General features: G+C 30.4%; 13 protein-coding genes. 7 read left to right on the top strand and 6 right to left on the bottom strand.

Features of this window, described 5'->3' with window-relative positions; genetic code table 11:
- Positions 1-61 precede the first annotated feature (61 nt).
- A complete protein-coding gene (locus FIA58_RS05420) occupies positions 62-1,510 on the bottom strand; it encodes a glyceraldehyde-3-phosphate dehydrogenase (protein WP_140960927.1) in 1,449 nt (482 codons plus the stop codon).
- 160 nt (positions 1,511-1,670) lie between these two features.
- On the opposite strand from FIA58_RS05420, the gene FIA58_RS05415 reads away from it, so the two are divergent.
- Positions 1,671-2,306 (top strand): acyloxyacyl hydrolase, encoded by a 636-nt coding sequence (locus FIA58_RS05415; RefSeq protein WP_140960924.1) that lies wholly within the window; start codon positions 1,671-1,673, stop codon positions 2,304-2,306.
- Positions 2,307-2,378: 72 nt separating this feature from the next.
- Here FIA58_RS05415 and FIA58_RS05410 read toward each other — a convergent pair whose 3' ends face one another.
- Complete coding sequence (locus tag FIA58_RS05410; RefSeq protein ID WP_140960921.1) at positions 2,379-3,761, bottom strand: Do family serine endopeptidase; 1,383 nt, start codon at positions 3,759-3,761, stop codon at positions 2,379-2,381.
- Positions 3,762-3,967: 206 nt separating this feature from the next.
- Here FIA58_RS05410 and dapF point away from each other — a divergent pair, with 206 nt between their 5' ends.
- From dapF to FIA58_RS05385, 5 genes are all read left to right on the top strand, one after another.
- Positions 3,968-4,750, top strand: coding sequence for a diaminopimelate epimerase (gene dapF, locus FIA58_RS05405; RefSeq protein WP_140960919.1), 783 nt, complete (start codon positions 3,968-3,970; stop codon positions 4,748-4,750).
- An 85-nt stretch (positions 4,751-4,835) separates the two neighbouring features.
- Positions 4,836-5,369 carry a GNAT family N-acetyltransferase gene (locus FIA58_RS05400; RefSeq protein WP_140960916.1) on the top strand — a complete coding sequence of 178 codons (534 nt, stop codon included), beginning with the start codon at positions 4,836-4,838 and terminating at the stop codon, positions 5,367-5,369.
- 10 nt (positions 5,370-5,379) lie between these two features.
- Positions 5,380-6,414 (top strand): endolytic transglycosylase MltG, encoded by a 1,035-nt coding sequence (gene mltG, locus FIA58_RS05395; RefSeq protein ID WP_140960914.1) that lies wholly within the window; start codon positions 5,380-5,382, stop codon positions 6,412-6,414.
- Between the two features lie 123 nt (positions 6,415-6,537).
- Positions 6,538-7,422 (top strand): DUF2279 domain-containing protein, encoded by an 885-nt coding sequence (locus FIA58_RS05390; RefSeq protein WP_317167880.1) that lies wholly within the window; start codon positions 6,538-6,540, stop codon positions 7,420-7,422.
- A 97-nt stretch (positions 7,423-7,519) separates the two neighbouring features.
- On the top strand, positions 7,520-8,173 hold the full coding sequence (locus tag FIA58_RS05385) for a lysozyme family protein (protein WP_208022760.1): 654 nt from the start codon (positions 7,520-7,522) through the stop codon (positions 8,171-8,173).
- On the opposite strand, the gene FIA58_RS05380 is transcribed toward FIA58_RS05385, so the two are convergent.
- The 3 genes from FIA58_RS05380 to dnaA are packed head-to-tail and all read right to left on the bottom strand — an operon-like array spanning position 8,174 to position 10,794.
- Positions 8,174-8,905 (bottom strand): SAM-dependent methyltransferase, encoded by a 732-nt coding sequence (locus FIA58_RS05380; protein WP_140960909.1) that lies wholly within the window; start codon positions 8,903-8,905, stop codon positions 8,174-8,176. It abuts the gene before it with no gap.
- On the bottom strand, positions 8,902-9,363 hold the full coding sequence (locus FIA58_RS05375; protein ID WP_140960907.1) for a low molecular weight protein-tyrosine-phosphatase: 462 nt from the start codon (positions 9,361-9,363) through the stop codon (positions 8,902-8,904). The genes FIA58_RS05380 and FIA58_RS05375 overlap by 4 nt, the downstream gene beginning before the upstream one ends.
- A 3-nt stretch (positions 9,364-9,366) precedes the next feature.
- A complete protein-coding gene (dnaA, locus tag FIA58_RS05370) occupies positions 9,367-10,794 on the bottom strand; it encodes a chromosomal replication initiator protein DnaA (protein WP_140960904.1) in 1,428 nt (475 codons plus the stop codon).
- A gap of 200 nt (positions 10,795-10,994) precedes the next feature.
- Here dnaA and FIA58_RS05365 point away from each other — a divergent pair, with 200 nt between their 5' ends.
- Positions 10,995-11,396: an acyl-CoA thioesterase gene (locus FIA58_RS05365; RefSeq protein ID WP_140960898.1), complete on the top strand. Its 402-nt coding sequence runs from the start codon at positions 10,995-10,997 to the stop codon at positions 11,394-11,396.
- Positions 11,397-11,413: 17 nt separating this feature from the next.
- Here FIA58_RS05365 and FIA58_RS05360 read toward each other — a convergent pair whose 3' ends face one another.
- Entirely contained in the window at positions 11,414-12,034 is a 621-nt protein-coding gene (locus FIA58_RS05360; RefSeq protein WP_140960896.1) for an IMPACT family protein, read from the bottom strand.

Genomic DNA, 12,034 nt, shown 5'->3' with positions numbered 1-12,034 from the left:
AATATAAAAAGGAGCCGCTTAATTTTAAACGGCTCCTTTTATTTTGAATTTAAATTAACTACTAATAATAAGTATAACGTCTTACTTTAGCAATATATTTAGCTAATCTAATTACTTGGTGGCTGTAACCATATTCATTATCATACCATACATACATAACAATATTTTTTCCATCAGCTGAAACTATAGTTGCATTACTATCATAAATGGATGGAGCAGAAGTACCTACAATATCAGATGAAACTAATTCATTGTTTAATGAATATTTTATTTGCTCTACAAGTTTGCCTTCTAAAGCATATTTTTTCATAATGTTATTTAAATCTTCAACAGTAGTTTCTTTGTTAACTTCTAAGTTTAGTACGACAAGAGATCCATTTGGAACAGGAACACGAATAGCGTTTGACGTTAATTTTCCTGCCAAACTTGGTAAAGCTTTAGCAACCGCACTTCCAGCACCAGTTTCAGTAATAACCATGTTTAAAGCTGCAGAACGACCTCTTCTGTATTTTTTATGCATATTATCCACCAAATTTTGATCATTGGTGTAAGCATGAATGGTTTCGATATGACCTTTAACTACTCCTAAAGTATCTTCAACTACTTTTAAAATAGGAGTAATAGCATTTGTAGTACAAGAAGCAGCAGAATAAATACTAACATCATCCGGATTAAATTCTTCATGATTTACACCATAAACAATATTTGGAATTCCTTTTCCTGGTGCAGTTAATAAAACTTTATCTACACCTTTAGAACTTAAATGTCTTTTTAAGGCTTCTTCTGTGGTAAAAGCACCTGTATTGTCAATCACTAAAGCATCTTCAATGCCATAAGTTGTATAATCAATTTCCTCAGGTGAATTCGCTGTTATGATATGAACAGTTGTACCATTAATAAGAAGGGCATTATTTTCAGGATCAGCGTGTACAGAACCTTCAAAATCACCATGTACTGAATCATAACGTAATAATGAAGCTCTTTTTTCAAGTAAAACGGCATCAATCTTATCTCTAGTAACAATAGCTCTCAAACGCAATTGTTGCCCTTTTCCTATTTTACTCATCATTTCACGTGCTAAAAGACGACCAATTCTTCCAAAACCATATAAAACAACATCTTTTGGTTTGATTTCTTGGTAGTTCTTAGCATTTTTCAATTTATCAATAACAAAGGCTTTAGAATCGTTGTATTTGTCGTCTTCTAAATGATATTCGTAAGTTAGTTTGCCAATGTCAATTCTGGATGGTGGTAAATCTAAATCAACTATAGCACTAGCAATTTCTACAGAATCAAAAATATTGATTGGTTTTCCAACAAATTGACCCGCGTATTCGTGAAGGTTAATGATGTCGCTTACATTTCTGTCAATCAACTGATTCCTAAAAAGAATTAATTCAATAGATTTGTCGTACCATAAATCACTAATGATTTTTATAAATTCCACACAAGCTTTTCGTCTATCGGCTTGAAAAGTAAGCTCTTTTTCGTATAAAGTGTTGTTGTTCATGAAGTAAAAAATAAAGTGGTGTTGTGTATTTTTTTTGCAAAAGTACTGATTTCAATCGTTTTCGTAAAATATTTTTTAATTAAAAGTTTGTTGTAAAAAAAGATTTTGTTCCTATATAATTTAAAGTATTTTTGGGGTAATTAAATTGATTCTCCAAATAATGAAACTTAAACTGCTTCAAGTATTCTTTTTGTTCTTTTTTATAACAGTTTTTTCTCAGGAAAACAAGCCGACAAAAAAATGGTTGAGAATTGGACTTATTTATGGATATTCTTCCCAAAATACCGTTCTCAAACAAGATAGTGATTATGCTTATGAAAATAATATTTTTAAAATATCAAGTCATTTTAATTTGTCTGAAAAAGGAAATCATGTTTGGGAACTTCTGGTAGAACCAAGTTATTACAGATCAAAACATAAATTAATAAATTATTGGTTTATTAGTCATACTGTTTCTAATGGTGATGAGCTTCGGGCAAAATTTATGCCTTTAAAAACGATGAATGAATATGTATTAAATTTAGGAGTCAATTATAAATATTATATTAATCCTAAATTATCTGTATATGCACTTGGTAATGTGGGACCAATGTATATTGATACAGAAACAGAACGATTGAAAAAAGGTTTTGCCTTTAGTGATATTTTTGCTTTGGGAACGAATTATAAAATAAATAAGATGTCTTTTGATTTAAAATGTATGATTAGACATGTTTCAAACGCTAATTTGCAAAAACCAAATTTTGGTTATAATGCAGTTGGTTTCGAAATAGGAACCTATTACGAATTCAATTAAAATAAAAAAAAACAGCATCAAAATTAAAACTTTGATGCTGTTTTTTAAACTAATTAATTTTAGGAATTTCTATTAAAAAATAGCTTGCATTAATTGACCATCTTTAGTGATGATTCTGTATTGCGATTTTTGATTTCTTTTATTTTTCAAATAACTTGTCAAATTTTCAACACTTTCCATTTTTCTTCCATCTACACTTAAAATGATGCTTCCTTCTAGGGCCTGTGCATATTCAATGATTTCTTCATTTTTTACCGATTTTATTTTTACACCATAATCGATATTATATTGCTTTTTGTCATTAGCACTAATGTCTTCATATTCTACTCCTTCATATTCGTATACAAGCAACTCTCTTTTGGTGAGTTTAACAGGAATTATTTTCTCATCTCCATCTCGTAAAACAGTAACATTTACAATTTCATCAGGTCTTTTTGTGTTAATGTAAGTAGTTAAATCAGAAAAACGATTTATTTTTTTTGTATCTAATCTTACAATGATATCCCCTTCTTTAATACCAGCTTTTTCAGCTCCGGATTTTTTGGTTACCTTACCTACATAAAAACCTTCTGTAAAATCTATTCCTAGCTCATTTGCAGCTTTTGTGTTTAATTCTCCTCCTTCAATTCCTAAAACACCTCTTTGTACATTGCCAAATCGCATTAAATCTTCAACTAATTTTCTAGTAATATTTGAAGGTACAGCAAAAGAATAACCTGCATAACTTCCGGTAGGAGAAGAAATCATAGTATTTATTCCAATTAATTCTCCTCTTGTGTTTACCAATGCTCCACCACTATTACCAGGGTTAACAGCCGCATCTGTTTGAATGAAAGATTGTAATCCTTGATTGCTTAAATCTCTAGCCTTTGCTGAAATAATTCCAGCGGTGACAGTTGAAGTTAAATTATATGGGTTACCTACAGCTAAAACCCATTCGCCTACTTTAGTGTTTTCAGAATCTCCAAAAACGATGTAAGGTAATTTTTCACCAGCATCAATTTTAATTAAAGCAATATCCATACTTGAATCGGTACCAATTAATTTTGCTTTATAACTCTTATTGTTATTCAAAGTTACTTCTAGCTCACTTGCATTATCAATTACGTGATTATTAGTAACAATGTAACCATCTTCAGAAATGATAACTCCAGAACCAGTTCCAACTTGCATTTGTTGTTGTGTGCCACCTCTTCCGTTTCCAAAAAAGAAATCTAAAGGATTGCTGTAAACCCGATTCATAGTCATGTTCTTAACGTGAACTACACTGTGTACTGCAGTTTCAGCTGCTTCTGTAAAATCTATGTTTTCTGAACCTAAGGATACATTTCTGGTGTAGTTTGGAGCTACAGAAATAGAAGATGTATTTTCAGATTCCATAAACAATTTATAGGCGCCTAAAGTAATTGCACCACTTAGTAATGATACTAAAAAAATACTTCCTAATCTTTTCATAATACTTTAATAATTTATTTTCTATGTAAAATTAAACACAAAAATTTAACAAAAAATCAGTTTAACGCTCACTTAACAATGTTTAACATCTTTTTAATAATTTACAATTTGTAAGAATCTAGAAGATAAAAACTTTTGGGTATACGAATAATATTTTTTAATCGTTACTTCTTTGTTCTATCTTTGTTGTATCATACAAAATAATAATGAATCTTACATTTTATAAATATCAAGGAACGGGAAATGATTTTGTGATGATTGATAATCGTACCAATAGTTTTCCCAAAAATAATACCAAACTTGTTGCGTTTTTATGTGACAGAAAATTTGGCATAGGTGCAGATGGTTTAATCTTACTTGAAAATCATGAAAAATATGATTTCAAAATGATGTATTACAATGCAGACGGAAATGAAAGCAGTATGTGTGGTAATGGAGGAAGATGTTTAGTAGCTTTTGCAAAACAACTTCAAATAATTGATAATAAAGCAGCATTTAAAGCTATAGATGGCTATCATTTTGCAACCGTAGATGAAAATCAAATAGTCTCTTTACAGATGAAAGACGTAACTGAAATTAAAAACTTTGATACATATACTTTTTTAAATACAGGTTCTCCTCATCATGTTGAATTAGTTTCGGATCTTAAAACTTTAGATGTAAAAAATAGAGGAAGCCAAATTAGATATTCCAATTTATATGGAAAAGAAGGTAGTAACGTTAACTTTGTGAAACAAATTGACAGTGACAAATTTGCAGTTCGTACGTATGAAAGAGGTGTGGAAGACGAAACTTTATCTTGTGGAACAGGTGTGACTGCTGTAGCAATTGCTATGTATGCAAATAAACTCACACAGGCTAAAAATGTAAAATTAGACGTAGAAGGAGGGGATTTAGAAGTAAGTTTTAAAGAAGAAAATGGAAAATTTACAGATGTTTTTTTAATAGGTCCTGCAAAATTTGTGTTTAAAGGAGAAATAGAAATATAAAATATATGATGTCAATAGGATTGATTTTTTTGGTACTTATTTTAATTGTAGTAATTGCAGCATTAGCTATTAATAAAAATAAATAGTGATTACATTAAAAGGGAAAAATATTTATTTAAGAGCACTAGAACCTGAAGATTTAGAGTTTGTATATGTTGTTGAAAATGACGAAGAAATTTGGGAAGTGAGTAATACGCAAACACCCTACAGTAAATTTTTGATTCGTCAGTATTTAGAAAATGCCCAACAAGATATTTATGAAGCCAAGCAACTGCGATTAGCTATTTGTTTGGGTAGTTCGAATGCAACAATTGGTTTAATTGATCTATTTGATTTTGATCCAAAAAATAATAGAGCAGGAATAGGTATTTTAATTCAGAAAAAAGAAGATAGAACTAAAGGTATTGGTACAGAAGCACTAGATTTATTAATTCAATATGCTTTTAATCAATTGCAATTGCATCAATTATATGCAAATATTGGAGTAGAAAACAAGCATAGTTTGCAACTTTTTTCTAAATTTGGTTTCCAAGAAATAGGAATCAAAAAAGATTGGAACAAAATAAACGGAAACTATCAAGACGAATATTTGGTTCAGTTAATTAATCATAAAAAATAGAAATAAAAAATTGAAAAAGATAATAGCATTTATAGCTGTAGTTGGAATAGTTGTGGCTGCAATAGTAGCATATGTGGTTTATAATAAAGCATTTGTACCCAATACTAAATTTACTGAAAGCGAAGTTTATGTGTATATTCCAACGAATGCTTCCTACGAAGAGGTGAAAGAAATTCTAAGTCCATACCTTACAGATTTGGATAAGTTTGATTTTATGGCAACTAATAGAAAGTACGATCAAAATATAAAAGCAGGTCGTTTTTTATTAAAAAAAGGAATGACTAATTTTGATATTGTTCGATCTTTACGACTCAATTTACCAGTGAAAGTGGCTTTTAATAACCAAGAAAGTATTGGTAATTTAGCAGGTCGATTAGCTTCGCAAACAGAACCCGATAGTTTAGATTTTGTAAAAGCGTTCACTGATCCAGATTTTTTAAAAGAGAATGAGTTTACGGAAGAAACGGTTTTGGCTATGTTTATTCCTGATACATATGAGTTTTATTGGAATACATCTGCTAACAAAATAGCAGATAAAATGGCTAAATCCTACAGGAGATTTTGGAATAATGAAAGAATGATGAAAGCTTCTGATAAGAATTTAACACCATTAGAAGTTTCTACTTTAGCTTCTATCGTTCATAAAGAAACAGTAAAAGTAAGTGAAAGACCAAGAGTAGCTGGTGTTTATTTGAATAGATTGGCAACAGGAATGCCTTTACAAGCTGATCCAACCATTATTTATGCAGTAAAAAAGCGTTCAGGCGATTTTAATCAAATTATAAAAAGAGTTTTGTATGAGGATTTAAAAATAGACTCTCCTTACAATACCTATATAAACGCTGGATTACCTCCAGCACCTATTACAATGCCAGATATTTCAGCTATTGATGCCGTTTTAAATGCCGAAAAACACGATTATTATTATTTTTGTGCTAGTCCTTCAAAACCAGGTTATCATGCTTTCGCTTCTAATTATACGCAACATCAGATAAATGCAAAAGAATATAGTAAATGGGTGAATAAGCTAGGAATTAATCGATAGTTTTTGGAGCAAATCTACAGTAAATATTTGTGGTCCATTTACCTGCTTTTCGTTGCAATCTTTTCTTATTTCTTTAAAAATAAGAAAAGGATTTTCACTGCAATCAGGGCTAGTTGGGTTTTTATTTTCATTTTTGTAACACCTGTTTGTTTTTCACAATCTAAATTCAATCAATTTCTCACTCCTTCAGATACTTTAAATAATTCGAGAAAAACTAAAGTTTATCTTACTGAGTCAGTTGTATTAGGTGGAACGCTTATTGGCTTGAATCAACTTTGGTATAAAGATTACCCTAAATCTAGTTTTCATTTTATAAATGATAATAAGGAATGGCTACAAATGGATAAAATAGGGCATATGTATTCTTCTTATCATTTGGGTAGAGTAGGAGCAGAAATGTTAACGTGGAGTGGTGCCTCAAAAAAAGAACAATTGATTTATGGAGCAACACTAGGTTTAGGTTTTCTGACTGTTGTAGAAGTTTTTGATGGTTTTTCTCAAGAATGGGGAGCTTCTACTGGTGATATGGTTGCTAATGTTTCTGGTACAGCTTTATATGTTTCTCAGGAAGTACTTTGGAAAGAACAAAGAATTATTCCTAAGTTTTCTTTTCATCAAACTCAATATGCTTCTTTACGACCAAAAACTTTAGGTAATGGATTTCAAGAAGAAATCTTAAAAGATTATAATGGACAAACCTATTGGTTGTCTTTTAATATAAAATCCTTTATTAAAAATAAATCCATACCAAAGTGGCTAAATCTAGCGGTTGGATACGGTGCAGAAGGAATGTTGTATGGGACAAATCAAGAAGCATTTAAAAATAATTATATTCAATATTCTTCACGTCAATTTTACCTGAGTTTAGATGTAGATTTGACTAAAATAGAAACAAAGTCCCATTTTTTAAAAACTTTTTTTTCCGTTTTTAATACAATAAAAATCCCTGCTCCAACTCTTCAAATAGCTGGTTTTGACGGATTTAAGGCGCATTTGGTCTATTTTTAGAAAACTTTAACAGCCTCAAAATCAATATTATAAAAAATGTCGTATCTTTGCCCCCGGAAATTTCAGCGTGGTGACAGGGCCTGAGAAATTAAAATTTATGGTAAAAAAAGGTTCGTATTTTTTTGGATTGACCATCCTAGTAGTATTAGTTTCATCAGGATTTAATTCTTTTGAAATTGAAAAAGTAGAAGGGTTTCATTTAGGTAAAAATGAGAAAATTTCTTATGATGTTCCTAGTGAGAATGAAGATGAAATCGAAGTTAAGAACAGCTCAATTGCTGTTCCTTATGTAGGAAAGACTTTTGTTGGTTTTAGACAAGCATTGGCTTTCAAAGAATCAAGAGGTGTTTTAAACATGGTTAACTCTTATGGTTACATGGGTAAATACCAATTTGGAAAGAGTACATTACGTTCTGTAGGTATTTATGACTTTCAAGAATTTTTAAAAAATCCAGAATGGCAAGAAAAGGCTTTTAAAGCACTTATTGCAAAAAATAAATGGGAATTAAGAAAAGAAATTGAAAAGTATAATGGTAGAGTTATAAATGGCGTAAAAATCACAGAATCAGGTTTAATTGCTGCTGCTCACCTTGGAGGAGCAGGTTCGGTAAGAAAGTACCTAAGAAGTAATGGTACAAGAGGCTTTAAAGATGGTTTTGGTACTTCGTTGAGAAGTTATATTAAGAAATTTGGAGGATATGATATTTCTCACATTGCTCCAAATAAAAATGCAAAAGCAAAAGTTAGTTAATTACATTTTATGTATAATAAAAATGCAAGGTCGCTTATGTAAGTCGACCTTGTTTTTTTTCCAGTCAGCTATAGTTTTTGTTTTTATAAACTCTGTTGGTAAAGTAATGTCACAAGCAATACATAAATGAGTGGTTGGTTGTAATATTTGAATCAAATCTTCTAGTAATTTATTATTTCTATAAGGAGTTTCAATAAATAATTGAGATTGATTTCTTTCATGTGATAATCGTTCAAAATGCTTTAATTCGCTCTTTTTTTCTTGATTATCGATAGGTAAGTAGCCGTTAAAAGCAAAACTCTGCCCATTCATACCACTAGCCATTAATGCTAGTAAAATAGAACTTGGTCCTACAAGAGGCACAACTTGAATACCTTTCTCATGAGCCAGTTTTACTATAACAGCACCAGGATCGGCAATACCTGGGCAACCTGATTCACTTAATAAACCTATATTTTTTCCTTCAAGTAAAGGTTGTATCATAGTATAGTGTTCGGCAACTTCAGTATGTTTATTTAATAAAGAAAGTTTTAAGTCTGGTTGTTTTTTTTCAGGATGAATACTTTTTATAAAACGACGAGCAGTTTTTTCGTTTTCTACAATATAATCATCAATAAAATCAATACTTCTTTTAATGGTTTGCGGTAGAACATCTTCTGGAACAACAGTAGTTTCTCCAGGATTAGATAAAGTACAAGGAATTAAATAAAGTTTTCCAAAAGAGGTATTCATTTTTTTGTTAATTTTTTTGCAATAATATCACAAGCTTTATCTAGCATTTTATATACATTTTCAAATCCTTCATCACCACCATAATAGGGATCAGGAACTTCTACATTTTCGTTTGGAAATAACTCGTTTAAAATGAGTTTTACTTTTGATTTTGCTTTTTCGCTAGGGGCTAAGCTTAAAACATTTTTATAGTTAGACATATCCATAGTGTAGATATAGTCAAAGGTTTCAAAATGAGCTGTATTAAAATGTTGTGCCCTTTGATTTGTAATGTCAATTCCGTGCTTTTTTGCTGTAGCTATGGATCTTTTATCGGGTAATTGTCCTACATGCCAATCACCAGTTCCTGCAGAATCTATTATAAAATTTTTCTTTGATAGTTTACTTTGTAATATTCCTTCTGCCAGTGGTGAACGACAGATATTACCTAAACATACCATTAAAATTTTTACAGCCATTTTTTACAAAGAAAGTTTTTTATTAATGTCATCTACAAACTTTCTAAATTGTTTGTCTGTAGTGACTAAATTATCAACTGTTTTGCAAGCGTGTAATACAGTAGCATGATCTCGATCTCCAATTTGATTTCCAATATTTGCTAAAGAAGATTTTGTGTATTTTTTTGCAAAAAACATTGCTAATTGCCTTGCTTGAACAACATGTCTTTTTCTAGTTTTAGATTGAAGTGTTTCAATATCTAATTGAAAGTAATCGGAAACGATTTTTTGAATATAATCGATTGAGATTTCTCTTTTTACATTTTTTACAAACTTTTCAACAACATGTTTTGCTAGTTCAAGATTTACTTCTCTTTTGTTAAATGAAGATTGAGCAATTAAAGAAATGATTGCTCCTTCAAGTTCTCTAACGTTACTTTTGATATTCTTAGCTACATATTCAATAATTTCTTCTGGAATTTCAACTCCATCTCTATATAAAATATTTTTTAATATAGAAATACGAGTTTCATAATCTGGTTGATGTAATTCTGCTGATAATCCCCATTTGAAACGAGATAATAAACGTTGTTCAATATCTTGCATATCAACAGGAGCTTTATCGGAAGTTAAGATGACTTGCTTCCCATTTTGATGTAAATGATTGAAAATATGGAAGAACACATCCTGTGTCCCAGATTTTCCTGATAAAAATTGTACGTCGTCAATAATTAGAACATCTATTAATTGATAAAAATGAATAAAGTCATTTCTAGTATTCTTTTTAACAGAATCTATATATTGCTGGGTGAAAATTTCCGCTGAAATATATAAAACAGTCTTTTCAGGAAATTTGTCCTTAATTTCAACACCTATAGCATGTGCTAAATGTGTTTTTCCTAATCCTACACCTCCAAAAATCAATAAAGGGTTAAAAGAAGTACCTCCAGGTTTATTAGCAACTGCCATACCAGCACTTCTTGCTAATCTATTTGAGTCTCCTTCTAAAAAATTGTCAAAACTATAGTTTGCATTTAATTGTGAGTCTATATTGATGTTTCTAATTCCAGGAATAATAAATGGATTTTTAAGCTCAGGATTTTTTTGTACTATAGGAACATCTACTTCTTGGGTTTTAACAGCTTGTCTGTTATTACTTGGAATCTGTTCTGTAAATGGAAGCTTATTGCCATAAGTATTTTCCATTTTTATTTTGTACAATAATTTAGCACTTTGTCCTAATTCTTTTGTAAGTGCAACTTTAAGTAGTTTTACATAATGCTCTTCTAACCATTCATAGAAAAATTTACTTGGAACTTGAATAGAAAGTGCGTTATCATTTAGGTCAACTGCCTGAATAGGTTCAAACCAAGTTTTGTAGGCTTGTTCCTGAATGTTATCTTTTATGAATAACAGACAATTTTTCCATACCGATTGCGCAGTTTTATCCATATATTTGCTTTTTTTTATAATTATTTATAGCTTTTATAGTAGTTGTCTTACAAAGATGAATGAGTTAATAGCTTTGTAAACGGGAGAACAAATATGTGAACAATTTTCGGTAAAAAAAAATGAAAAGGCTATTGATTTTTAAAAAAAAATATTGTAAGCCTAATGATGATTAATTAATGTTAATTTAAGAAATGTTTAATATGAAGGAATATGAATTTGAGGTAAGAGTACGTTATGCTGAAACTGACCAAATGGGAGTTGTTTATCATGGAAATTATGCTCAGTATTTTGAGATGGGGAGAGTAGAATGGCTTAGAAACCTTGGTGTTTCTTATAAATGGATGGAAGAAAATGGAATTATGTTACCAGTTGTTTCTTTGAATATGAATTACAAGAAGCCAGCTCGTTATGATGATTTATTAAAAGTGAAAACAATCTTTAAAAGTCAGACCTCAGTTAAGATAGAATTTGACTACGAAATTTATAATGAAAAGAATGAGTTATTAACAACTGGTTATTCAATGTTGGTATTTGTAGATATGAAATCGGGTCGCCCAACATTGCCTCCAAACTATGTTGCTGATCGATTGAAAAAACTTTAAAAGAAGACTTATAGAAATTATATATCAAGCTTTTTTATTTCAATTTCAAATAAGGCTTCAAAGATTTCTCGTATTTTTTCTTCGTTTTGTTTTCGAGTGCTAATTTCAATTTGGCAATTCATTTCCATCTTTTGCGAAATAATAGTAAGTTGTTGTTCTTTTATTACTCGCATCGCTTTGTTCATGTTTTTATAATCAAATGTGATTTGGAAATGCGTGTCAATTGTTTTTTCAATTATTACCGAATTGGTTAGTGTCATTTGTGCAGCTGTCTTGTATGCTGAAATTAAGCCACCTACACCTAGTTTGACTCCGCCAAAATAGCGAACTATAACAACGAGTATATTGGTAACATTAAAAGATTGTATTTGTCCGTAGATAGGAGCACCTGCACTGTTATTTGGTTCTCCGTCATCATTGGCTCTGTAATAGATGCTTTCTGTTCCAATTTGGAAAGCATAACACCAATGCCTCGCTGTATGATGTTGTTTTTTTAATTGATTAATGATTTCTTTGACTTCTTCTTCATGGGTTACAGGAAATGCATATCCATAAAATTTACTGTTTTTTTCTTTGAAAAGAATTTCGTCTGATGGGTTTTCTATGGTTTTGTAAGTGTCTGTAAAAAAATCGCTCAT

Origin of the sequence: Flavobacterium jejuense, assembly GCF_006491595.2 — a bacterium.
GTDB lineage: Bacteria > Bacteroidota > Bacteroidia > Flavobacteriales > Flavobacteriaceae > Flavobacterium > Flavobacterium jejuense.
The sequence above is the reverse complement of the archived record's forward strand: the minus strand, read 5'-3'. Positions and strand labels throughout refer to the sequence as shown.